This window comes from Desulfovibrio sp. An276 (genome assembly GCF_002159665.1).
GTDB lineage: Bacteria > Desulfobacterota > Desulfovibrionia > Desulfovibrionales > Desulfovibrionaceae > Desulfovibrio > Desulfovibrio faecigallinarum.
On the sequence record NZ_NFJC01000001.1, the window covers coordinates 167,504 to 191,673 of the forward strand.

Sequence of the window (24,170 nt, forward strand, 5' to 3'; positions counted from 1 at the left end):
GGCAAGCGTGAACATCTCCCGTATCTTCATACTGCGCCCCATAGCGACCTCGCTGCTCATGGTGGCCCTCTTTTTATCCGGTGTTCTGGCCTACCGCTTTTTGCCCATTTCGGCCCTGCCCCAGATAGACTATCCCACCATACAGGTGCAGACCTTCTATCCGGGAGCATCCCCGGACGTCATGGCAGCTGTAGTGACAGCGCCCCTTGAGACGCAGTTCGGCTCCATGTCCGGCCTTGTGCAGATGAGCTCCTTTTCCTCTGCAGGGGCCTCGGTCATCACCCTGCAGTTTGACCTTGGCATAGCGCTGGATGTGGCGGAACAGGAGGTGCAGGCAGGCATCAATGCAGCCCTGACACTATTGCCCTCGGACTTGCCAACGCCTCCTGTGTACAACAAGGTGAACCCGGCAGACCCGCCGGTCATGACACTGGCTCTCACAAGCGACATCTTGCCCATGACACGCCTTGAGGATCTGGCGGACACGCGCATGGCGCAAAAGCTCTCGCAGCTCTCGGGTGTGGGTATGGTAACCCTTTCCGGCGGCGAGCGACCTGCCATCAGGGTCAGGGTGAACCCGAAGGCCCTGGCAAGGGCGGATCTGACCATGGAGGACATACGCACGGCCATATCCGCTGCCAATGTGAACACAGCCAAGGGCAGCCTGGACGGACGCCTGCGCTCCTCTACCATCAACGCCAACGACCAGCTGGAAAGCCCGGAAGAGTACATACAGACCATCATAGGCTACAAGAACGGGGCTCCCATACGCCTGGGGGACATAGCAGAAGTCGAGGAAGGGGCTGAAAACGCCCTGCTCTCTGCCTATATTGTGCAGGCAGACAAGGACAGTGCACCAAAGAAGATACGTCAGGCCATCATCATTTCCGTGCAGCGCCAGCCGGGAGCCAACGTCATAGCTGTTGCGGACGCCATCAACGCGCGCCTGCCCATGCTTGCGGCCTCGCTCCCAAATTCGGTGCAGCTTGAGGTCATCACGGACAGGACGGCAACCATACGCGCGACAGTGGCGGACGTGCAGTTCGAACTTGTGCTGGCTGTGGTCCTTGTCATTGCAGTCATCTGGGTCTTTTTGCGCAACGCAAGGGCAACACTCATCCCGGCATTGGCAGTGCCCCTCTCCCTGGTGGGCACCCTGGGCGTCATGTACCTTGCCAACTTTTCCCTGAACAACCTGACCCTCATGGCCCTGGTCATAGCCTCGGGCTTTGTGGTGGACGACGCCATAGTAGTCATAGAAAACATCACCCGCTATCTGGAAAAGGGCATGAGGCCAGTACAGGCTGCGCTCACGGGTGCAGGCCAGATTGGCTTTACGATCATCTCTCTCACCCTCTCCCTTGTTGCTGTGCTCATCCCCCTGCTCTTCATGGGGGACGTGGCAGGAAGGCTCTTTCGGGAATTTGCCATCACGCTGGCTGTGACCATCCTCATCTCGGCTGTCGTGTCCCTGACGCTCACGCCCATGCTCTGCGCGGTCTTTCTCAAAACAGAGAGAAGGAAAAGGGGCGGCGAGACGGGAGAAGCAGACAAAGAGGAAAAGGGCTTTTTCCCAGTTCTTCTGAAGCTCTACGACAGGGCGCTTGTCGTTGTTTTGCGCCATCAGACACTCATGCTCTGGGTGGCCCTGGGAAGCGTTCTCTTCACTGGCTTTCTCTATGTTGCGGTCTCCAAGGGCTTTTTCCCTGTGCAGGACACAGGCCTTTTGCAGGGCATGGCAGAGGCTCCGCAAAACACTTCCTTCAGGGGCATGGCTGCCCGCCAGCAGCGTTTGGCAGACCTTCTGCTCTCGGACCCGGCTGTCAGGCGTGTTGCCTTCTTCGTGGGTGTTGACGGACAAAATCCGAGTATAGCCACCTCAAGGCTCACCATTGAGCTAAAGAGCCTTGACGAAAGGGAAGACAGGGCGCCTGCCATAGCAAAGAGGCTCATGGAGCGGGCGCACAGCGAGATCCCGGGAACAACCCTCTACCTGAATCCAGTGCAGGATCTCACCATTGAGGACAGGACTTCGCGCACCATGTACCAGGTGACCATGGAGGCTGTGTCCAGGGAGGACCTTGCCCTGTGGGAGAAAAAGTTCAGGCGCTCTTTAAACGAACAGGAAGAGCTCTCAAACGTTGCAACGGACCTTCTGCCACAGGGGACCATGGTCTATGTCAACGTGAACCGCGACATGGCTGGCAGGCTCGGCATCAGCATGCAGGACATAGACAACGCCCTCTACAATGCCCTTGGTCAGAGGCTCATCTCCACCATCTTCACACAAACAAACCAGTACAAGGTAGTGCTCGAATCCGCTTCGACCTTCAGAAAGGGGCCGCAGGACATGGAGGCCATCTTTGTGGAAGCGGGAGACGGAAAGCCTGTGCCGCTCACAAGTGTTGCCACAATCGAGGAGCGGCCAGTGCAGCTGGGCCTTGCAAGGCAGGGACAGTTTCCGGCAGCAACCCTCTCCTTCAACGTGGCAGAGGGCTGGCATCTGGGAGACGCGGTGGAGGCAGTGAAAAGGGCCATACAGGAGATCGAGGCCCCGGAATCCGTGCGCTTCCTCTTCCAAGGTGCAGCAAGGGCCTTTGACTCCTCGACCAACAACCAGCTCTGGCTCATCCTGGCAGCCATTGCCACGGTCTACATTGTGCTTGGCGTGCTCTACGAAAGCTATGTGCACCCCCTGACCATCCTCTCTACCCTGCCCTCTGCAGGCATAGGCGCAATCCTTGCGCTCATCATGCTGGACATGGAACTGGGGGTTGTGGGCATCATTGGCCTTATCCTGCTCATAGGCATAGTCAAGAAAAACGCCATCATGATGGTGGACTTTGCACTTGAGCTGGAAAACAGGGAGGGCAGGGACAGTGTGAGCGCCATACACGAGGCCTGCCTCTTGCGTCTTCGCCCCATCCTCATGACAACACTGTGCGCACTTCTTAGTGCCCTGCCCCTTATCCTCACCACTGGCATGGGCGCGGAACTCAGACGCCCCCTGGGTGTGACCATGGTCGGAGGCCTTATCTTCAGTCAGCTGCTCACCCTCTTCACAACCCCGGTCATCTACATCTGGTTCGACAAATTCTCCCGCAAGAGAAAGGGGTAGCGACGTATGTGGTCGCTTTTGAAAAGGCTTGCCGGACTCTTCGGGGGCAAGAAAGAGGATCGGGTCGTTGACCTTGGGCGTCCTGTGGCTTCGGATCACCCGGACTCGGACCATTTGGCTTCGGAAAATCCCGAAGCCTCTCACCCCATGCCCGAAGACAAGACAAAAGGGACCAGGAAGGGAGAGGCTGCAGGGTGCCTTTCCGGGGATAGTGAAGCCTGGGATACAAAAAATGCGCTGGACGCACAGGATGCCCAGGATACAGGGGAAGAGGCAGGCAGAAAAAGGCGCATTGGGCCAAAGTACGTGCCCTTCAACATTTCAGCCCCCTTTATACGGCGCCCTGTTGCGACAACACTTCTGACCATAGCCATAGCCCTTGCAGGAAGCATTGCCTTCACAACCCTGCCAGTGGCGCCATTGCCGGAAATGGACTTTCCGGTGGTCGTTGTCCGCGCGCGCCTTCCTGGCGCAAGCCCGGAGATCATGGCAACAACGGTTGCAACACCTCTTGAGAGGGCACTGGGGCGCATTGCGGGCATTACAGAGATGACCTCAAGAAGCTCGCAGGGGTCAAGCAATGTCATTTTGCAGTTCGAACTCGACCGCGACATCAATGGCGCTGCCCGCGACGTGCAGGCAGCCATCAATGCGGCAAGGTCCACGCTGCCCACCATGCCCTCCAACCCCACCTACCGCAAGGTGAACCCTGCAGGTGCGCCCATCCTGGTCCTGGCACTCACTTCGGAGACCATCTCGAACTACCAGATGTACGACATGGCCCAGAGTGTGCTGGCACAAAAGATAGCCCAGGTGCCAGGTGTGGGCGAGGTCAATCTGGGAGGCGGTGCGCTTCCAAGCATCAGGGTGGACGTGAACCCGCAGGCCCTTTTCCGCAATAATCTCACCATGGCGGACGTGCAGCAATGCATACGCAACTCAAACGTCTTCATGCCCAGGGGCCTGGTTGAAAACGGCAACCACTACTGGCTTGTGGGGGTCAACGATCAGCTGGACGATCCCAAGGACTACGGGGAGCTCATCCTGAAATCCTCCGACAGGGGTGTGGTGCGCCTGAAGGATGTGGCAACCATTCAGGGTGGGCCGCAGGATGTGCGCTCCATGGCCATCTTCAACAACAAGCCCGCAGTCCTGCTCATGATCTTCAAGGCCCAGGGCGCCAACATCATAGAGACAGTGGATCGCATAAAGGCCATGGTGCCGGGCATGCGCCAGTGGGTGACAGAAGCCGTGACCATGGACGTGACCATGGACAGATCCATCACCATCCGCTCCTCCCTGGCGGAGGTGGAGCTGAGCCTTGTGCTCTCCATGATCCTGGTCATTTTGGTGGTCTTCCTCTTCTTGCGCAACAACAGGGCAACGTCCATACCGGCAGTAGCAGCCCCCGTCTCCCTCATCGGGACCTTTGCGGTCATGTACGTCCTTGGCTACACCCTGGACAATCTCTCCCTCATGGCCCTAACCATTGCCACGGGCTTTGTGGTGGACGACGCCATAGTCGTTCTGGAAAACATAGTGCGCAGGCTGGAAAAGGGGGAAACGCCCCTGCGCGCGGCCCTGAACGGCTCGCGCGAGGTGGGCTTTACCATTGTCTCCATGACACTCTCCCTTGTGGCAGTCTTCATCCCCATTCTGCTCATGCCAGGCATCCTTGGCAGCATCTTCAGGGAATTTGCCGTTGTCCTCTCGGTGGCAGTGCTCATCTCCATGGTCATCTCGCTCACCACAACGCCCATGATGTGCGCAACCATGCTGAAAAGCAGGGAGGAGGTTTTGAGCGCACGGCTCGTTCGGGCTGACAGGGGAGGCCTTCTTGATTTTGTGGCAAGGTGCTGGAAAAGGCTGCTCGATCTGTGGAGCCGCATGCTGGACGGGTTGCGCGACAAATACGCTGCAAGCCTCACTGTGGTGGTGCGGCACCCAAGGATCACGCTCTTTGTCTTCTTCCTAGTCCTTGCGGCCAACGTCTGGCTCTACATTGTCATTCCCAAGGGCTTTTTTCCGCAGCAGGATACAGGTGTCATCATGGGGGGCATACGCATGGACCAGAGCCTCTCCTTCCAGGCAGGAAGCGAGAAGCTTAGGCGCATACAGGCAACCATACGCCAGGATCCGGCTGTGGACATGGTCTCTTCCCACTATAGCGGAGGCAGGGGAAGTTCGGGCATGTTCATAACACTAAAGCCCTTGAAGGAGCGCAAGGTCTCGGCCCAGGCTGTCATTGACAGACTAAGGCCAAGACTTATGGGTGAGCCTGGTGTTCAGGTTTTTCTGCAGCCTGCCCAGGACCTGCAAATGGGAGGCCGTTCTTCCAGAAGCCAGTACCAGTATACCCTGCAGGGAGACAACATAGGAGAGCTGCGCGCATTGAGCCGCAAGCTTGTGCAGGCCCTTTCCGACAACCCCATCATCAAGGACGTGGACTCGGACCTCGAGGAGCGGGGCCTTGAGACCATGCTCACCTCCAACCGCGACGTCATGGCGCGCCTTGGCGTCAGCATGCGGGACTTTGACAATGCCCTTGGCCTTGCCTACGGACAAAGCCAGATCAGCACCATCTACAAGGACAAAAACCAGTACAAGGTGGTCCTGGGCTTCAACGAGGAATGGTGGCAGTCGCCTTCGCAGCTTGAAGTGGTGCGCCTGCCGGGTAGAGACGGCCTTGTGCCCCTTGCAAGCGTTGCCGAGGTAGGTGCAGGCTTCAGCTCCCTTTCGGTCTCCCACCAGGGGCAGTTTGCGGCAATTACGATTTCCTTCAACCTGGCAGCAGGCTACTCGCTTTCGGATGCGCAGCGCATCATAGAGGAAAAGTCCGTCCAGGTGGGCATACCCAATACAGTCATAGGCTCCTTCCAGGGCACGGCAAAGCTCTACAGCGAGACTGTGGCTAACGAGCTCATCCTGATCCTCACAGCCATTGCAGTGCTCTACGTGGTCCTTGGCATACTCTATGAAAGCCTCATCCATCCCTTGACCATTCTCTCAACCCTGCCGCCAGCAGGCGGAGGAGCACTTATTGCGCTCATGCTCTTTGGCAAGGAGTTCAGCATCATAGCCCTTATAGGCGTGCTTTTGCTCTGCGGCCTTGTCAAGAAAAACGCCATCCTCATGATCGACTTTGCGCTCACGGCAGAGCGCGAGGGGAAGATGAAGTCCATGGACGCCATCCTCACAGCCTGCAGGCTGCGTTTTCGGCCCATCATGATGACAACCTTTGCGGCCATGCTGGGTGCTGTGCCCCTGGCATTGGGTCAGGGGGATGGTGCGGAGCTTCGCCAGCCATTGGGTATTGCCATCGTGGGCGGCCTTGCTGTAAGCCAGCTGCTCACCCTCTACACGACACCAGTCATCTTCCTCACCCTGGACAACATGCGCCACAAGTATCTCTTGCGCAGGCTTGCAAGAAAGCATGGCGAGCGCAAGGCACGTCTGCTTGTTGCCCTGAAGGGCAGGGGATAGAGAAGACTTTCTGTCTCGGGGGCTGAACAGGCATTCCCTTGCATTCCATGTCGCATCCTTTTGCCTTTTCCCTGTGAACAGGACAGACAAAATGGATTGGGAGAAGAAGGATCCTGAGTCAAAGCACGCATCAGCACTCTTTTCGAGATATACCCATGGATACAATAGCCGTCCTTATACCCTGCTTTAACGAGGCGCAGACCATTGCCAAGGTCGTTCGCGACTTCAAAACGCATCTGCCCGAAGCAACCATCTACGTTTACGACAACAATTCCAGCGACAACACAGCGGCACTTGCTGCCGAAGCCGGTGCGATTGTGCGCCACGAACCGAGACAGGGCAAGGGCAATGTGGTTCGTTCCATGCTGAGGGATATCGACGCCCGCTGCTATATCATGGTCGATGGCGACGATACCTACCCGGCAGAATGTGCCAGGGCACTTTGTGACCCCATATTGAAGGGTGAATGCGATATGGTCATAGGGGACAGGCTGTCCTCGACCTATTTCACGGAAAACAAGAGGCCCTTCCACAATTCGGGCAATGTCATAGTACGGCGCTTTATCCGTTCCCTGTGGCACAGGCAGGGAGGCAGGGACATCAACGATGTCATGACCGGCATGCGGGCTCTGTCACCACTCTTTGCCAAGGCCTATCCTGTCATGAGCCCGGGCTTCGAGCTTGAGACCGAACTGACCATCTTTGCCCTTGAAAACAGGTTCAGAATACGCTCCTGTCCCGTTCCGTATCGCGATCGCCCAGAAGGAAGCACATCCAAGCTCAGCACCTATCGTGACGGCTTCAAGGTGCTCAAAACCATATTCAGGATGTACCGCGACTACCGGCCTTTCAAGGTTTTCGGGATCGCTGCCTGCTTTCTGGCCCTGCTTTCCCTCGTACTCTTTGTTCCGGTTTTTGGAGAATATCTTGTCACAGGTCTTGTCCCAAGGCTTCCCACCCTCATTGTATCCGGCCTGAGCATGAGCATGGCCATGCTGAGCTTCTGCGCAGGCCTCATTATGGAACGTATCTATCTTGGGCAACGCCAGAATCTTGAGATACTGCTGAATATGCTCCATATGGAGCTCAAGCAGCATACTTCAACAGCAGCAACTGACAGCCTTGAATCAGTCTAACAAAAAAACTATGGGACAGAGCATGGAAACTTCATACAATTTGAAGAATACTACAATAAAACAAGTATGTCTTGTTGTTCTCGGCATACTTGCTGGCTGGATTTTATTGACTGCTGCCTATTCAATTCCCACAGCAAGAATAAACGACAATATAGAAAATTCTGCTCGCTACTTCAAGGAAACCTATCCAAGGTTCACATTCTATGGGTCAACCCAGTTGGATCTGTTTACCGATGCCCTGATGCTTTTGACATCCGGATACAATAATACAGAACCTTCATATGTCGCATCATTGCTGAACAATCGCATTGGCTATTCTGGAAAAAATCCTGCGCAAACACTGTATCATGCCTACAGCAAAAACAATGAGATAAACAGTACTTCTGCTGATAGCCAAAATGTCATTTCATATGCCAGATACTGGCATGGATATGCCTCTATCCTGAAACCTCTCCTTGCCTGCCCAGGCCTGCATTACGGTCATATCAGATCCATCAATACTGTCATTCAGCTTGGATTGTTTGCCCTGTTCTGCGTAGGGCTCATCAAGCTGCACAAAATAGAACTTGTTCCTGCTTTCGTGATATGCTGGGTATTCATGAATCCGCTGTGCACAACGATGTGTATGCAGTTTTCCACATGCACGATAATCACTTTTGCTGCCCTGAACTACATAGTTTATAAACTTGCTAAAGGAAGAGAAAACCTCCCGTTTTGTGGAATATTTTTCACCTGTATAGGAATTGTTACTTCATACCTGGATTTGCTGACATTCCCTCTGATTACATTGGGCATACCATTACTCACCTACATGTGTCTGAGAGATGAAAAAGACTCTATTCCCCTATTTGAATCTGTCAAAAAGATTGTTTTCCTTGGCTGGTCATGGTGCATTGGATACGCAGGAATGTGGGCAGGGAAATGGGTTTTGGCTACTCTGGTTACAGACGAGAACATTATAGCCAATGCCTATAATGCCATGCTCATCAGGGCAAGTTCAGTCAACAAGACAGATCATTTCAATGTTCTTGATGTGCTTGTCAAACAAGTCCATGCTATGGATCTCATAGTTCTCATCTCGTTTGTTTTTGCTATAATTTGCTCTTTCTATATCCTGTTTAGAAAATACGGAAAAACAAGCCTAAAAGAAAATTCAAACGCTGTTCTGTATTTGCTTATCATGATTATGCCAGTTTTTTGGTATTCTGTTTTAAAAAATCATGCCTACATGCATGGGTACTTTACCTACAGAAATCTCGCAGTCAGCGTGTTGGCAATAATGCTAATACTGACAAGTTTTTTGAAAACAAAAGAAGAACGAATACAGGTGTAGGCAGCGCTGAAGACATTTCAGAGCTTGTATCAGAACAGATACTGGCTGCTGGCATGGCCAATCCCGGATAGCAAACTATGAACAACTCCAACTCGGCTGTAGTGCTTGGCGGTGGTCAGTACGGGCTCTATCTGGCCCTTTCCCTGGCCCGGAAGGGGTGGAACATTACACTGCTCGAGGCTGCCTCTGACCTTTTCACGCGCGCCTCGTACAACAATCAGGCCAGGGTACACAATGGCTACCACTATCCCAGAAGTGTCCTGACGGCCCTGCGCTCGCGTGTGTCCTTCCCGAGATTTGTTGCCGAATTTCCCGACTGCATCGATTCGGACTTTGAGAAGTACTATTGCATAGGACACCCGCTCAGCAAGGTATCAGCCTACCAGTTCAGGCGCTTTTGCGAGCGTATTGGAGCCGAGATTGATACAGCTCCCTCGCGCGTTGTCTCACTGTTCAATCCCCGCCACATCGAGGCGGTCTTTGCAGTCAGGGAATTTGCCTTTGACGCGCACAAGCTGCGCGACATGCTTGTGGCAAGGATCGCGTCCCTCCCTGTCACCATACTGAAGAATGTCGAGGCGCAAAGGGTCTATGCGGATCCCCCAAAGGCTGTCAGACTCATTGTCGAGGCCAAAACAAAGAGCGGCGATATAGAGCTTTTTGCGGCCAACCATGTGTTCAACTGCACCTATTCGCGCATCAATTTCATAGTCACGCAGTCCGGTCTCGAGGTCATTCCGCTCAAGCACGAGCTAACCGAAATGTGCCTTGTGGACGTCCCTGAAGAAATCCGCAATCTGGGCATTACCATCATGTGTGGCCCATTCTTTTCCGTGATGCCCTTCCCTGCCGTGCAGCACATGGGACACGTGGTCCATTCCTTCAGCCACGTGCGCTACACACCCCATTTCGAGTGGCATGACACTGAAGGTTTGGCATACAGGGATCCGTATGCGCGCATGATTCAAACCAGACACTTTACGGCCTGGGAGTACATGCGCAAGGATGCAGCAAGGTACATTCCCTGCCTTGAGGACTGCAGCTACCTGGACTCTCTCTGGGAGGTCAAGACCGTACTTCCCAGCAGCGAGGTGGACGATTCCCGTCCCATCCTCTGTCGCTTTGACCATGGACTTCATGGTTTTCACTGCATCATGGGCGGCAAGATAGACAATATCTACGATGTCGTTGACGCAGTCTATGCCCATTTTGGGATCAACTGATGAATATGCAAGACAAAACAAGCACATACAAAATCATAAGGGGGGGGGGGTGAAAAAAAGTCAATCTTTTGTTTCTGTCATCACTGTGGTAGATGCTGCATGCTCAAAGGCCCTTGGCAAACTGCCTGAACTGTGCTCCTACCTTGGGGAACGCTACAATGACTACGAAGTGCTTATCGTGGCGAAGAAGGACGCACAGTCTTCCTGCTCGAAGGGCCTCGATGCCATGCTGCAGAAGGTACCGTCCATCCGCTATCTCCAGCTTTCGGACAATGTTCATGACGACGTAGCCTTTGCCGCAGGACTGGAAAACGCCATTGGGGACTTCATTGTCATGATGCGGCTGGACTGCGATCCCCTGGAAACAGTTGGTACTGCGGTTGAGTTGTGCAAGAACGGGAACGATGTCGTTGTCGGAACAGCGCATGTCCCATGCACGCTCCCGTATAGAATTGTGCGCCCGCTTGCATCCTGGCTTTTACGCTGCATCGACTACAGGCTCCCGCACAATGCCACCCATTTCCGCTGCCTTTCCAGACGCGCTGCCAACGCAGTGATGGAGACAGGAAGGCACTATCAGCAGCTTGCGATGCAGATCCAGAATAGCGGCTACGCCTGCAGAGAAATGCCCTACACCCTGCTTGGGGCAGGTGAAGCCAAGAGACAGGCAGCTGTAAAAACACTCTATTCGGGCTTAAAGGAAACAATGCGCCTGATGGTCTTCAATTCGGTAGCCCCCTTGCGCCTTGTATCATTGCTCGGACTTGTCGGCTCCACAATAGCCTGTCTGATCTCGCTCTTTGCGCTTCTCGTGCGTCTCTTCAAGGACGACGTTGCCGTAGGCTGGGCGTCTACTGTGCTCATAATCTCGTTTTTCTCCCTTTTGCAGTTCGTCATCCTGATGTTCCTGAGCGAGTATGTGGGCAGAATTCTCACAGAGATACGCGATCGGGAAAAATACGCCATTGTCTTTGAACGCAATTCCCTCACCATGATCAACCAGGACAGGATCAACGTCCTTGAGGAAAGCGACAACTCCGAGGTCAATCTGGTCCAGACCGGACGGGATCGATAGAATTGCAGCTGGAATTGCATTGATGGCTTTCACCACACGCTAACGTTCTCCGAAGGAGAGGACATGAAGACAGCATTGATTGGCTATAGCGGCTTTGTTGGTCAGACGCTGCTGCACGCAGCAAGCTTTGAGCATCTCTACAGGTCAACCAACATACAGGACATTGTCGGACAAAGCTTTGATCTCGTTGTCTGTGCCGGTGCCCCGGGCCAGAAATGGCTGGCAAACAAGGAGCCCCTGACGGATGCAAAAAGCATCGACAGCCTCATCTCGTGTCTTGAATCCATTAAGGCTGAGAGATTCGTGCTGATAAGCACAGTCGATGTCTTTGGAAAACCTGTCTCTGTTGATGAAACCAATACTGTGGAAACAGAGGGACTGCATCCCTATGGCTACAACAGGTGGCGTCTGGAACAGTTTGTGCAAAAGCAGTTTGCAAATTCCCTCACAGTCAGACTGCCGGGCCTTGTAGGCCCGGGGCTCAGGAAAAACATTGTCTTTGACTTTCTGAACGACAACAACGTGCACAACATCAATGCGCGGGATGTCTTCCAGTTCTACCCCATGGTCCACTTGTGGAGCGATATTGAAAAATGCCTTGCGCACGGTCTCAAGCTTGTCCACCTGACAGCGGAGCCCCTGAACGTCGCACGAGTGGCAAAAGAGGCCTTTGGACTGGATTTTGAAAACACCCTTCCCCGCCCTGCCATACGCTATGATTTCCGTTCCCTGCATGCAGGTTTCTGGGGCAGGAAGGACTATCAGTATTCCGCAGAAGCATCCCTTGCCGCAATCAGGGAATACGCCCTGACAGAACCCAAGCACATGAAGCAGGCATAGGGGGCTCCATGACACAGATCTCCATCTCCAATATCGCCTGGGATACTACAGACGATGTTCTGGTTTCCGGGATACTGGCATCCCTAGACGTCCACCACATAGACATAGCCCCGGGAAAATACTTCCCCAATCCGGAAGAGGCGTCGGATGCGGACATTGCTGCCGTGCGAATGTCTTGGGAAGAGCGGGGCTTTGCCTTGGCGGGCTTTCAGTCCCTGCTTTTCGGCACCCAGGGGCTCAATGTGTTTGGTTCCGAAGAAGTTCAGGAGCGCATGCTTGAACGCCTTTGTCACATTTGCCGCATTGCAGCTGGCCTTGGGGCAAAAAGACTTGTGTTCGGCAGCCCCAAGAACCGCGACCGCACTGGCCTTACGGATGAGCAGACCATGGACATGGCCCGTGATTTCTTCACGCGCCTTGGAGACATCGCACAAAAGTTTGGCGTCGTGGTTTGTCTTGAGCCCAATCCCAAAGCATACGGAGCAAATTTTCTGACCAATACCATGGATGCCTGCGACTTTGTCGTAAAACTCGATCATCCCGGCATCCGTATGCAGCTGGATACCGGGGCCATGTTTATGAACAACGAGTCCCCCGAGACCATCGAACAAGTCAGGGACTGGATTGGGCATATCCATATAAGCGAACCACAACTTGCTCCCCTTGGAGAGAGCGGAGTCAGCCACGCGCAAATTGGGGAGAGCTTCAAAAAGGCCATGGGACAAACATCATCCATTGTCACCATTGAAATGCTGATACCCAAAGGGGATGGTGCAGACAGAACCTCCCTGATTGAAAAAGCCATTGTGCAGGCTGTGGGGCTTGTGCGCCGGAACTACCTGTAGGCCGGAAACTGTGGTGCAATGATGCTTTGGGAGAGGGAAGAATGGTTGTTTATGAGCGGCAAAAGGGCGTGCCAAGATTCGAGTGCGAGGAGTACGGGGAAAAGACAAGTGAGTATGTCGTACTCATCCCTGTCATCAACGAGGGCGAGCGCATCATCAAGGAGCTTGAAAGGGCCCGTGAACACCATGTTGCAGAGCGTGCCGACATTGTTCTCTGCGACGGAGGCTCCACGGACGGAAGCACGGACGCTACTAACTTGCAACTGCTTGGGGTGAACACGCTTTTGGTCAAGCGGGACACAGGAAAGCAGGGAGCCCAGCTGCGCATGGGAATCTGGTGGGCACTTAAAAGAGGCTACAAGGGCATTATAACCGTTGACGGCAACAACAAGGACAGCATCGAGGATGTGCCAAGATTCATCTCAAAGCTGCAGGAAGGCTATGCCTTCGTGCAGGGCTCCCGCTTTGTAGCCGGAGGCAGGGCCATCAATACGCCCCTTGTCCGCACCATAGCTGTCCGCCTCATCCACGCACCGATTATCTCCCTGACAGCCAGGCAGCGCTTTACCGATACCACGAACGCCTTCAGGGGCTATTCGGCAGAGTATCTGTCGGACGAACGCGTGCGTCCCTTGAGAGACGTTTTTGCAACGTACGAATTGTTGGCCTACCTTTCTGTGCGCGCCACACAGCTCGGGTACAGGGCGTGTGAAATCCCTGTCACGCGTGCCTATCCCAAGAAAGGCAAGGTCCCGACGAAGATAAGCTTCTTCAAGGGCAATGCAGAGCTTATGAAAATCCTGCTCAGAAACGCCCTTGGACGCTACAATCCCTGACCAAAGCGGGGTTTGCACCAAAGAGGTACTGACCGTCAGCCCTACCCCTTCTCCTCGTGGTACTCCTTTTCCGCATTGACCTGCCAGACATCATTCTTGGCAACACCCTTGCCGGCAAGACAATCTACAGTGCGCAGGGCGGAAAGCATGGAGTGATCCATGTTGTTGTACCTGTGCATGCCGTTTCTGCCCACGGGATAGAGGTTTTGCACGCTGTTCAGCCACTTTTGCAAAACATCGATCCTCTCGTAGCTGCCAAAGTAGGCAGGATAGGCCTTGGGCACGCGCACCACAAAGGCCTCAAGAACGTCTTCCCTCCTGGCAAGACCGATCTTTTCGAGCTCCCCTGCGGCCATGGCAATGAAATCCCGATCGTCCATGGTCCAGAAACGGTCTCCCTCGCTGCAAAAGTATTCCAGGCCAAGCAAAAGCGTCTGCCTGTCCTTTGCGAGATACGGGCTCCAGTTGTTGAAGATCTGTATGCGGCCCATGTGCACATCAGGCTCCTGCACATAGATCCAGTTGTCCTTGAGGTTTGCCAGGCGCTCGCTTGTGCGCAGGACAAGGCCGACGGTCATGAAATCGCGATAGGCAAGCCCCCTTGCCACATGAAGGACGTCTTCCGGCACGCTGCCCCGCACATCGGCCACAAGTTCCTGCAGGGGCATGGACGAAATGACTACGTCCGCAGGATACACTGTCTCTTCTGCGCCTCTTCCGCCTGCAGTAGGAGCGACGGCAACGCCTGTAATGCGGTTATCCGCGTATTCGAGGCCAGTCACTTTGGTCTTGTAGAGAATTGTGCCGCCCATGCGCTCTACGTCATGGGCCACGGTCTCCCACAAAGATCCCGGGCCGTGCTTGGGATAGAGGAAGTATTCGATGAGGCTTGTCTCCACATCCTTTTGCGCAATACCGGACTTGCTCCTCCCGCGCAGGCTCTTGCCAATGCTTTTGATAGCATGGGCCAGAACTGCCGTGACGGAGAGCCCCTTGACTCTTTGCGCACCCCAGTCCGCGGAAAGTTCGCTGCAGGGAAGGCCCCACACCTTTTGCGTGTAGTCGCGGAAAAAGGTCTGGTACAGCTCCCGCCCAAAGCGGTTCACAAAAAACTCCTCAAGGCTCTTTTCCGGCCGGACGGGATGCAGACGGGCCAGTGCGTAGGAAAAAGCAATCTTCACAAGGCGCACAAGCCCAAGCTTCACAAGTGTGTCCATGCTCAAGGACACGGGATAGGCAAAGAACTTCCGCTCATACAATATGCGCGAGAGCCTGTGGCGCACAAGAAAAGCCTCTTCGTCCTGCCCCATTGCAGCGCTTTCCATGGGCAAGACGGACTGCCACCACTGCATGACCTCGTCTGATTTGGAGAAGAATCTGTGCCCTCCAAGGTCTATGCGATTGCCATTGTGGCAGACGGTCTTGGAAATTCCCCCAGCCACGTCTTCCTGCTCAAGGACAAGAACATTCGTGCAGCCCTGTGCAAGCAGGCTCTTGGCAGCCGTCAGGCCAGCAGGGCCTGCTCCGATGACAATATGGCGTTTCCCTGTGTCGAGAGTCATGCATATCTCCAGGCCTGGCCCACCTCACACCCGTATGCAATTTGTGTAAAATTTCACAACGGGGGGGGGTATAACCAGGATAAGATAAAAAATATAAGGTGCTGATTTCTATTCTTTTTTGCTATACATTGTCCAGTGATTTTGCACGCTGTGCGTTCACGGCTTCTTGCCAAGAGATCTCATACGTGCCAAGAGCTGCTTGCCCCCTTCGTACAAGGAGGGGAAGCCAGCCATTCAGCAGGAGAGAGTTTGTGACGCACTTGTATTCCGGGAAAAATTCTGTCTGGGCTACAGATCTACTCGTAGTCCTTTGTTGCGCATTCTTCTCCTATGCTGCCGTTCAGGGGATATTGCTTCTGTGCCCCATGGGCTGCGGCATCAACACGGATTTGCAAAACTACGCCCAGGTCCTTGAGGTGAGCCACAACCCGGCGCCCTTCGCGGCAGATCCCCTGGTCCACTACCTCCCCCACGATCCAGGCCTTCCAAATCTGCTCACCATGCTGGCTGGCCTTTTCCCGGCAGATACCACTGCCATCTCCCTTGTCCTTGCCGGCGGGCTTGCCATCTTTGCGCAGCTTGTTTGCTGGTACATCTGCGGCAGGGTCCTCTTCGGACGGGCAGGTCTTGCCGTTCTCCTGACCCTTCTTTCCAGCATCACCTGGTACTGGTGTTTCGGGACCTACTGGGGAGCAACCCACGAGGAAGCAGTACCCCGCATCTTCTTCAATGCCCTGTGGGCCTTTTTGCTGCTTTTGAGTTGCAGGGGTCTTGAGAGGAGTATGCCAAGGTATCTTTGCTGCTTTCTTACAGGCCTTGGTGTCTTCATTCACTCTGTAAGCGCCTTCATGTGCGGTGGCATGTTCCTGACACTCTTCTTTCTTCTTCCTGTCGGAGGATGGAGAAACAATGTCCTGCGTCACCTTGCCTCAACACTCTTGTGCGTTGTGCTTCTTGCTTTGCCCATACTGGCCTTTCTTGGCATGCGCGTAACCCTGGAGCCTCCACTTCCCGGTTCCTACAATCTTGTGCGCACCATCTTTGCCGCCCGTTTTGCGCATGACTGGGGCAATGTCTGGGGAAGCCTCACTGAGCAAATCCTGCTGTTTTCCACCACAACACCGGTTATTCCCCTGGCCCTGACATCCATGCTCTTCCTCTTTCTCAAAAAAAGGGCTCTTCCCGAAAGCTGCCGGCCGCTGGCAATTGTCCTGCCTCTCCTGCTGGTTGGCATCGCAGCAGTCTGCCTTGTCTGCTCATTTGAGATGGCTCTTGCCCCGCGTCTTGGACGCATGTCCATGGGACAGGAAATTCTGCGCGGAACAAGGTTCATCATACCAGTCTGCCTTGTGGCAGTAACCTGCGCGCTCTTTCTTTTCTGGCGCAGGCTTCCCCGATGGTTATGTGTCTCACTGGTTCTTTCCACAACGCTTGTGCTCCTCTGCCTTTCCCCGGACAGAATGGTACTTGCCGCAAGGTACTACGTCTGCCAGACACTGCATCTTCCGGCCCAGGGCGCTGCCGAACAGATGCGCAGGGACAACACAACAGAGCTGGATGCGCTTTTGGCGATCAAGCGCCTTGTTCCAAAGAGCGAGCCCATATACTCACCGGACAACACTCTGTCCGTGCGCTATGTGATACGTCACCCCCTGCACCCGGTCCACAAGGACGGCATCATCCTTTACTACGCCAGGGACTACGCTCTTGCCTGGCAGTGGCTGCGAGAACAGGAGGCCTTTGCGAGAAACGACAGCCTCTCCTCCATATGGGAGAGCACAAACACAAAGTGGATGCTGGTGCACAAGCACACTCTTGCCCAGAGGGGGCCAGAAATCAGCCTTGCGCCAATGTACGAAAACAGCGACTGGCTCTTGTTTTGCAGAGATACTGAAGCAAGATGATTGCCAGCTTCTGGGACAGTACGGCAATTTCCCCTTATGGCTTGCGTAAGAGCTGCCAGTCCGCATTGTCGTACACCACAGGGAAACCTGTCATGTCTTGGTTCAGCGCAGTCCAGAACCGTCCGGATTTGCGGACCAGAAGCCATTTTGCGTCCGTCTCAATCCAGACGGGGATGACGCTGTCGGGACTTGCGGCAAGTCTTGACTGCTCATGCAGCCATTGTCTCGCCACGGCAGGATTGCGAGAGTAGTAGATGGCATTTCCATCCTTGTGGACTGCATGCAGGGGATGCCGGGCGATATAGCGCACTGCCATGGTGTCTTCCGGGGCAAAAATGATCTCGTTTTGCGGAACAAGGCGAACTATGGCCTGCATGGCGTCCACTTCAAGCCTGTTTCTTTCCTGTTCCCGCAAGGCACCGTCTTCAGCGTCCAGGTGACAGACCGAGGCCAGATAGTAACGGGCAGCCATGACCTGTCTGTCCTGAGAGAGCGAAAAAAGCGCCAGGGTACCGGCAACGACAGCGCAAGATGCAACAAGGCCAGGAAGCTTGCGCCAGGCAATGCTTACAACACAGGCAAAACTCAAAAGACACAAGGGGACAAGAAAGCGCGTGCCACGCAACATTTCCTGGCTCATTGATTGACGCCCAAGAGATGCAGCGAGCTGCATCTCCAAAAAACAGACTATGCAGCCGGCTGCCATACCCAGGACAAGCACAAGCAAAAGCTTTGGAAGCTCCTGCATCCTGCGGGGCAAAAGATGCCTTTTGCAAAAGAGAAGGACGAGAGCTATCAGCCCCAGGGGGAACAGGGGGATTTTATACGTGTACTGTGCAAGAACTGCAAAGAGACTCCCCCACACGTCCTGCCAGTTGTTGGAGTAGCGCAAGGCAAAGACCTGTTCGAAAAGCGCCATGTCTTCACCCGTTGGCTGGGCAACGGGCACACGCCAGAGCAGGAAACAGGCTACGGGAACAAGGTAGAGCAGCGTACACCCAAGGGTCTGGAACAAGTGTCGTATAAAATTGAAACGTGCTCCATCCTTTTGGCAGGGCAAAAGCAAAAAAGAGGTCAGGAACATGGCCCCGGCCATGAGAGCACTCACGGAATGGACAAAGACGCTTGCCCCAAGCAGTGCTGCCAAAAGAAGCCGTATGCCATAGCTTTTCAGGGCCGGCAGGGCCAGGCCGAGGAAGAGAGCAAGGCAGGAGTTGAAAAAGACGCGGGGAATGGGTTCTGCCTGGGTAGCGCCCCAGTACGTGCCATAGGCCCAGTAAAAGGTAATGCTGCAGGCAAGGCTCAGCAGGACGGCAAGGGATGCCCGGATCCCAAGAAACCTTCCCAGTGCATACCAGCTTAACAGATGCAGCCAAATGGCAATGGCTCCTGCCTTTAGAATAGCCACTGCCGCATTGGCACTGGAAGAAAAAAGGCCTGCGAGATCCGTCATAAGATTGGGGACACCAGGGTCGTGGACAAAGAGTCGCGCGATGGGGTCGGCAGCAAAAGCTGCCGGATACCTGGCAGCCTCAAGAATCTGTGCATAGTTTTGCAGATCCGTGTCTATGCCAGCGCCCAGGGGAGAGAGCTGCAGCGTGCCCTTCAGGGCAGCAAGGCTGAAGAGGAGGCTCATGCAGGCAAAGAGGATATCCGCTATGCCAGGCCTGGAGGATATGGTGCGCAAAAAAAGCTCCTGCATCTGTCTCGAGTGCCGGTTTCCACTTGCTCCGTTCATCCAGGGCTTTCCATGTTTGTGGCACAAGGAGCCGGGAAGCGGAGGTTCGCGCTACTCTGAAATCCATCCCCACGCTTTGTCAACAGCTTTTGCTCTTTTCGCCCTCCACAAAGCTAGATGCGGCCGCAAGGGGATATTCCCCTTGCGGCCGCATCGGCTTCAAAACTGTTTGGACTTATTCTTTGGCCCTTTCATCGTGGTCGCGCTCCACGTCAACGGAAGCGGACTCATGCATGCCAAGCAAGATGTTTTGGTGACCGAAGATGATGTGCTGCACAACCTCGGGCCTTGCCACAGTGGTGAGCTCACCCAGATCCTCCAGGGTCGCACCGCCGGCTATCTTGCGCAGGATGCGGCGTATGACCTTGCCGGAATGGGTCTTGGGCAGGGCTTCCACAAACTGGATGTATTCCGGGCTTGCCAGGGCGCCAATGTCGCGGCGAACGGTTTCCACCAGCTTCTTGCGCAAGGAATCCGTCCACGGCACCTCGTCCCTGGTGACAATGTAGACGTAGATGGCCTCGCCCTTCAAGGGATGGGGCATGGGCACTACGGCTGCCTCACCCACTTCCTCGCAGGAGGCAAGCACGGCCTCGATTTCGGCAGTGGAGAGCCTGTGGCCGGAGACGTTGATACTGTCGTCTATGCGTCCCAGGATCCAGAAATAGCCGTCCTCGTCCACTTCCGCACCGTCGCCGGACTCGTAGCAGCCAAAGCGACTGAAGTAGGACTGGTACTTTGCCTCATCGTTGTAGACGCCAAGCATGATGCCGGGCCAGGGCTTGCGAATGACAAGGTGGCCGGACTGGCGATCCTCGCTTGTGTCCATGTCGGGCGAGGTGGAATCGCGCATGACGGTGGCGTCAATGCCTGGCAGCGGTCTTGTGGCGGAACCGGGCTTCAGGCGTGTGGCATAGGGCAGGGGCGCAATCATGGCGCCGCCGGTCTCGGTCTGCCACCACGTGTCCACGATGGGCAGTTCGCTGTCACCGATATTGCGGTAGTACCACTGCCAGACCTCGGGGCTGATGGGCTCGCCAACGGAACCAAGGATGCGCAGGGTGCGCAAATCGTAGCGCTCGCACCAGGCCTCGCCAAGGCGCATGAGGGAGCGGATGACTGTGGGGGCAGTGTAGAGGATGTTCACGCGGAACTTTTCCACTATGCGCCAGTAGCGGTCGGGCTTGGGCCAGGTGGGCACGCCCTCGAACATGAGGACAGTGGCACCAAGGGCCAGGGGGCCGTAGACGCCATAGGTGTGGCCAGTGATCCAGCCTATGTCTGCAGTGCACCAGTGCACGTCGTCGTCGTGCATGTCAAAAAGCCACTGAGTGGTGTGGGCGGCATAGGTGAGATAGCCGCCTGTGGAGTGCAGAACACCAGTGGGCTTGCCGGTGCTGCCGCTTGTGTGCAGCAAAAAGAGCGGATCCGTGGAATTCATGCGCTCGCAAGGGTAATCCACGTCCAGGGTGAAGTCCTCGACCAAATCGTGCCACCAGATGTCACGGTTGGGCTGCATCTTGACGTCTTCAAGGTTGGCGTGGTTCACGACAACCACATGAGCGACGGAGGGGCACTTTTCGATGATGGGATCAAGATTGGCCTTGAGAGGCTTTTTCTTGCCGGCACGAATGGCAGCGTCGGCAGTGATCACGATCTTGGCCTTGGCGCCCTGGATACGGCTGCGCACGCCACCCTCGGCATAGCCGGAGAAAATGGCTGTGTGGATGGCACCGATACGTGCGCAGGCGAGCATGGCTATGACGAGCTCCGGGATCATGGGCATGTAGAGGGCCACACGATCGCCCTTGCGGACGCGCAGGGAGCTCAAGGCGTGGGCTACACGACAGACCTCGGTGTAGAGCATCTGGTAGGTGAAGCAGCGCACGTCCATTTCGTTTTCGCCCTGCCAGATGAGGGCTGCCTTGTTGCGGCGACCAATGAGAATGTGGCGGTCGATGCAGTTGAAGGAGGCGTTGAGCTTTGCGCCTGTGAACCAGCGGTACTTGTGCCTTTCCTCGTCGGCTTCCAATACCTTGTCCCAGCGCTTGAACCAGTGCAGTAGCTGCGAAGCACGTCCTGCCCAGAATTCTTCCGGGTTCTCGAGGGCCTGCTTGTACAACACTTCGGCTTCTTCGCTGCCGCATACCCATGCGGAAGCCTTGCCGTGCAAGGGTGGCAAATAGCTTCCCGTCTGCTGAGTCAGCGAGTTTTTGCGGCTTTCCTGAGACATGATTCTCCTCCTGCGCGTGACAGTCATACTGGAATCCAATGAAGGATTATGGACGATGCACAACGGGCATTCGCCCATTTTTAGCGATTAAGGGCTTTTTCCCTGTTTCGTCAAGTCACTTTCCTGTTTCCTGCTCCAAAATGCGGGCTGCGAAACAGGAACAAGTCGCAATTTTGCACCCTTTTTCCTGCCTTTCATCCTCTTGATCCAAAATTCACGTATCGAAAGGCTGTTTTTGAAGAATATTTTCCCTGTAATTGTACGTAATTAGCAAGAGAGGAGCCAGACTGTATCCACTGTTTGAACGTTCATTTTGTCCTGAGGCAAAAATTTTTCACTTTTTTTTTGCAAAGCACCATTGCAATTCTTGACGCCCTACCCAAAAAAGCTGGAAAAACAAAAGATTGAACGTTCAATCAATATTATGGAGCATAACGCTTCACTTTCCTACTGCACTGGAGATGGACGACCAGAGCAGTGGCCCCAAAGCCTCAATGCTGTATCAACGAAGTCCCGGGCAAGGCGCAGGGGCAAGGCATCCCATTCCCGAGCCCATGCCAGCTGGAACACAAGTCTTTGCAAACATGCCCTTTCCTGGCCGGCTTCTTCCCCAAATGGCCTCTTTTGCTGTTGTAAACAGGGCCTGCGTGTGCTAGTTTTTCCATGCGTAAAAGGCGTGCAGAGCCTGGCTTCCAGGCGGATGCACTCCTTTTGTCTACCCATTCTTGTCCCTGTCTGGCCTGTCTTTTGCAGAGTCTTCTCCTTAAAACTCGCGACAGCAAGGCAAAAAGGCTTTCCCGAAAAAAGGAATGCTTTTGCAGGGCGAGCCCCCTTGGAGCATTGGAGGGACAATGCCAAACAAAGTCCAGAAGAATACGTCCCATGCAGGGCCGACTGTCGAGCAGTTCGTGGAATTCATGACCAGGAACAAGATGAACATCACGGCCCAGCGGCGCCGCATAGCCGAGGCCTTCTTCAACTATCCCGGCCACCATACCCTGGAAGAATTCTACCAGTACGTACAGACACTGGATTCCAGCATAGGGCAGACAACGGTCTACAGGACTCTGAAGCTGCTGTGCGCTGCAGGGCTTGCAGCGGAAATCCATCTGACGGACACGGTTGCCCACTACGAAATCGTCAACGCAGGCACGCATCACGATCATCTGACCTGTGTCAATTGCGGCAAGATAGTGGAAGTCTACGACAACAACATCGAGCAGCTGCAAAAGAGCATTGCCGAAAGATACGGCTTTACGCTTCTGGGACATTTTCACGTGCTCTATGGGCTTTGCTCCGAGTGCCGCGCGCACAAGGACAGCGAGGAAGAGCTGGACGAACAGGCAAGACTGGCCACAAAGCTCAAATAGCGCATCAGACACACCGACACACACAGGCACTCGGGCGTACATCCGGGCGCAAAAGACCTTCCCCCTGCGGGCCGGCTTTTGCGCCACTTTTTTCACCCTTCTCCAAAAATTCGGGAGGCAGACCAGGGCATGACAGTTCAAGGACAGGACTTTGGCAGGACAGCCAACAGCGAGGAAGCCCCCTTTCGTTTCAGACCATCCCGTCCCTTCCGCTATCCGGACGATTTTCCCTGGAAGGGGGCCCTGCACGCCCGTGCCGTGCCAGTGATTATGTTCAAACCCCTTGCGGATCAAAAAAACGCTCTTTCCGGAACCAAGGGAGAAGAAAGACTCTTTGCTGCTGCGCAAAGACTTCTTGCTCTCTACCATAATCTCAACCTGGAACCCCTCTTTGTGATCCATGCAGGACTCCCCGCAAAGGAGCTTTCCAAGGGACACAAAAAGAAGGGCAAACCAGGAGGCCTTCCGGCTCTTGCGTGCAAAATGGCCCTTCTTGGGTGCCGAGTGTTCCTGCTCGCAGGCGAGAGGGAGATGTGGAAGGCTTTGGAAAACCTTGTCTCGGATCCCGTCCTCTTCCACCCTGCAGCCTTTCCCTATACAAGGCGCTCGACACTGTGTTGCCTTCTTGAACTCGCAGCAAATTCCCCGAAGATCTCGCATTGTCCCTGCTCGCTTGCCGGGCCAGGCTGGCCCATCTATCTTGCAAAAGGGGATCTGGCATCCCTAGCCTTGGGCACAGCCTCTCTCGATGACATTGCAAGGCAAGCGCAGGACAAGGACCTCTTGGACGAACTCTCCACCCTGCCCCAGGACCCACTGCAGGAAAGATACGCAAGCCTTTTGCAAAAATCCCTTTCCCCTGAGGAAGCCCTTGCGCTTCTTCGCTTCCTCAATGTGCCAGAGCGCGGCATAGCACACGCCATGGCAGTAGGCCGCACGGCAAAGGTCCTTGCGATGCACTATATCCTCAAGGGCGAGCCAGTGGACGAGGCTCTCTCCTGTGCTGCGGGCTATGTGCACGACATTGCCAAGGGCTTTGGGCACCACGAAAAAATTGGCGGCCATTTCCTCGATTTTCTGGGCCTTTCCGATCTTGCGCGTTGCGTGCGCGATCACAGGGACCTTGTGCTTGCCAAAGACGAGGACGTGAGCCCCAGGGAGCTTGTGTACCTTGCAGACAAGTACTGTTTTGGCCCGCGCTTTGTTCCCCTTGAACGGCGCTTTGGCATGAAGATGGAGCTTTTTGCGGACAACGAAAAAGCTGTCGCAGGCATACAAAAGCGCCTCTCCCACGCTTTGGCCCTGGAAAAGAGGATACGCAGGGAGCTAAAGAAAAGTCCTGCAGACATTGCCCGGGACACTCTGAACTGATATTGTGCCCAAGGGCCACTTCGGGGCGAGCCAGTGTTCAGGGCCTTCTCCCCCAAATCCCAACTCCCGAATCGCAACCTTTCCGAAGGCAGGCCTACCCTGC

General features: G+C 54.9%; 15 protein-coding genes. 12 read left to right on the plus strand and 3 right to left on the minus strand.

Features of this window, described 5'->3' with window-relative positions:
* Nucleotides 1–7: 7 nt before the first annotated feature.
* From B5F76_RS00805 to B5F76_RS00845, 9 genes are all read left to right on the plus strand, one after another.
* Nucleotides 8–3,118 carry an efflux RND transporter permease subunit gene (locus tag B5F76_RS00805; RefSeq protein ID WP_087349700.1) on the plus strand — a complete coding sequence of 1,037 codons (3,111 nt, stop codon included), beginning with the start codon at nucleotides 8–10 and terminating at the stop codon, nucleotides 3,116–3,118.
* Nucleotides 3,119–3,124: 6 nt separating this feature from the next.
* The gene (locus B5F76_RS00810) at nucleotides 3,125–6,601 is read left to right on the plus strand and encodes an efflux RND transporter permease subunit (protein WP_239406903.1); all 3,477 of its coding nucleotides are present in this window, start codon (nucleotides 3,125–3,127) and stop codon (nucleotides 6,599–6,601) included.
* Between the two features lie 155 nt (nucleotides 6,602–6,756).
* Nucleotides 6,757–7,737, plus strand: coding sequence for a glycosyltransferase family 2 protein (locus B5F76_RS00815; protein WP_087349702.1), 981 nt, complete (start codon nucleotides 6,757–6,759; stop codon nucleotides 7,735–7,737).
* A gap of 22 nt (nucleotides 7,738–7,759) precedes the next feature.
* Complete coding sequence (locus B5F76_RS00820; RefSeq protein ID WP_087349704.1) at nucleotides 7,760–9,070, plus strand: hypothetical protein; 1,311 nt, start codon at nucleotides 7,760–7,762, stop codon at nucleotides 9,068–9,070.
* Between the two features lie 77 nt (nucleotides 9,071–9,147).
* Nucleotides 9,148–10,293 carry an FAD-dependent oxidoreductase gene (locus B5F76_RS00825; protein WP_087349706.1) on the plus strand — a complete coding sequence of 382 codons (1,146 nt, stop codon included), beginning with the start codon at nucleotides 9,148–9,150 and terminating at the stop codon, nucleotides 10,291–10,293.
* A gap of 49 nt (nucleotides 10,294–10,342) precedes the next feature.
* On the plus strand, nucleotides 10,343–11,368 hold the full coding sequence (locus B5F76_RS00830; protein ID WP_087349708.1) for a hypothetical protein: 1,026 nt from the start codon (nucleotides 10,343–10,345) through the stop codon (nucleotides 11,366–11,368).
* A 63-nt stretch (nucleotides 11,369–11,431) separates the two neighbouring features.
* On the plus strand, nucleotides 11,432–12,208 hold the full coding sequence (locus B5F76_RS00835; RefSeq protein ID WP_087349710.1) for an NAD-dependent epimerase/dehydratase family protein: 777 nt from the start codon (nucleotides 11,432–11,434) through the stop codon (nucleotides 12,206–12,208).
* An 8-nt stretch (nucleotides 12,209–12,216) separates the two neighbouring features.
* Nucleotides 12,217–13,053, plus strand: a complete 837-nt coding sequence (locus B5F76_RS00840; RefSeq protein WP_087349712.1) for a sugar phosphate isomerase/epimerase family protein — start codon at nucleotides 12,217–12,219, stop codon at nucleotides 13,051–13,053.
* Nucleotides 13,054–13,094: 41 nt separating this feature from the next.
* A complete protein-coding gene (locus B5F76_RS00845; RefSeq protein ID WP_087349714.1) occupies nucleotides 13,095–13,889 on the plus strand; it encodes a glycosyltransferase family 2 protein in 795 nt (264 codons plus the stop codon).
* A 41-nt stretch (nucleotides 13,890–13,930) separates the two neighbouring features.
* On the opposite strand, the gene B5F76_RS00850 is transcribed toward B5F76_RS00845, so the two are convergent.
* Entirely contained in the window at nucleotides 13,931–15,451 is a 1,521-nt protein-coding gene (locus B5F76_RS00850) for an NAD(P)/FAD-dependent oxidoreductase (RefSeq protein WP_087349716.1), read from the minus strand.
* Between the two features lie 251 nt (nucleotides 15,452–15,702).
* Between B5F76_RS00850 and B5F76_RS00855 the strand changes: the two genes are divergently transcribed.
* Entirely contained in the window at nucleotides 15,703–17,355 is a 1,653-nt protein-coding gene (locus tag B5F76_RS00855; protein WP_144268350.1) for a hypothetical protein, read from the plus strand.
* Between the two features lie 34 nt (nucleotides 17,356–17,389).
* Here B5F76_RS00855 and B5F76_RS00860 read toward each other — a convergent pair whose 3' ends face one another.
* Nucleotides 17,390–19,042 carry a hypothetical protein gene (locus B5F76_RS00860; RefSeq protein ID WP_144268351.1) on the minus strand — a complete coding sequence of 551 codons (1,653 nt, stop codon included), beginning with the start codon at nucleotides 19,040–19,042 and terminating at the stop codon, nucleotides 17,390–17,392.
* Nucleotides 19,043–19,268: 226 nt separating this feature from the next.
* Complete coding sequence (acs, locus tag B5F76_RS00865; RefSeq protein WP_087349722.1) at nucleotides 19,269–21,326, minus strand: acetate--CoA ligase; 2,058 nt, start codon at nucleotides 21,324–21,326, stop codon at nucleotides 19,269–19,271.
* Between the two features lie 851 nt (nucleotides 21,327–22,177).
* On the opposite strand from acs, the gene B5F76_RS00870 reads away from it, so the two are divergent.
* Nucleotides 22,178–22,696 (plus strand): Fur family transcriptional regulator, encoded by a 519-nt coding sequence (locus B5F76_RS00870; protein WP_087349724.1) that lies wholly within the window; start codon nucleotides 22,178–22,180, stop codon nucleotides 22,694–22,696.
* Between the two features lie 129 nt (nucleotides 22,697–22,825).
* Nucleotides 22,826–24,067, plus strand: a complete 1,242-nt coding sequence (locus B5F76_RS00875) for an HD domain-containing protein (RefSeq protein ID WP_087349726.1) — start codon at nucleotides 22,826–22,828, stop codon at nucleotides 24,065–24,067.
* Nucleotides 24,068–24,170: the final 103 nt, after the last annotated feature.

Excerpts from the sequence above, each read along its gene's own strand:
- B5F76_RS00810 (WP_239406903.1), top strand. The coding sequence starts at position 3,125 with ATGTGGTCGCTTTTGAAAAGGCTTGCCGGACTCTTCGGGGGCAAGAAA.
- B5F76_RS00815 (WP_087349702.1), top strand. The coding sequence starts at position 6,757 with ATGGATACAATAGCCGTCCTTATACCCTGCTTTAACGAGGCGCAGACC.
- B5F76_RS00820 (WP_087349704.1), top strand. The coding sequence starts at position 7,760 with ATGGAAACTTCATACAATTTGAAGAATACTACAATAAAACAAGTATGT.
- B5F76_RS00825 (WP_087349706.1), top strand. The coding sequence starts at position 9,148 with ATGAACAACTCCAACTCGGCTGTAGTGCTTGGCGGTGGTCAGTACGGG.
- B5F76_RS00835 (WP_087349710.1), top strand. The coding sequence starts at position 11,432 with ATGAAGACAGCATTGATTGGCTATAGCGGCTTTGTTGGTCAGACGCTG.
- B5F76_RS00840 (WP_087349712.1), top strand. The coding sequence starts at position 12,217 with ATGACACAGATCTCCATCTCCAATATCGCCTGGGATACTACAGACGAT.
- B5F76_RS00845 (WP_087349714.1), top strand. The coding sequence starts at position 13,095 with ATGGTTGTTTATGAGCGGCAAAAGGGCGTGCCAAGATTCGAGTGCGAG.
- B5F76_RS00850 (WP_087349716.1), bottom strand. The coding sequence starts at position 15,451 with ATGACTCTCGACACAGGGAAACGCCATATTGTCATCGGAGCAGGCCCT.
- acs (WP_087349722.1), bottom strand. The coding sequence starts at position 21,326 with ATGTCTCAGGAAAGCCGCAAAAACTCGCTGACTCAGCAGACGGGAAGC.
- B5F76_RS00870 (WP_087349724.1), top strand. The coding sequence starts at position 22,178 with ATGCCAAACAAAGTCCAGAAGAATACGTCCCATGCAGGGCCGACTGTC.
- B5F76_RS00875 (WP_087349726.1), top strand. The coding sequence starts at position 22,826 with ATGACAGTTCAAGGACAGGACTTTGGCAGGACAGCCAACAGCGAGGAA.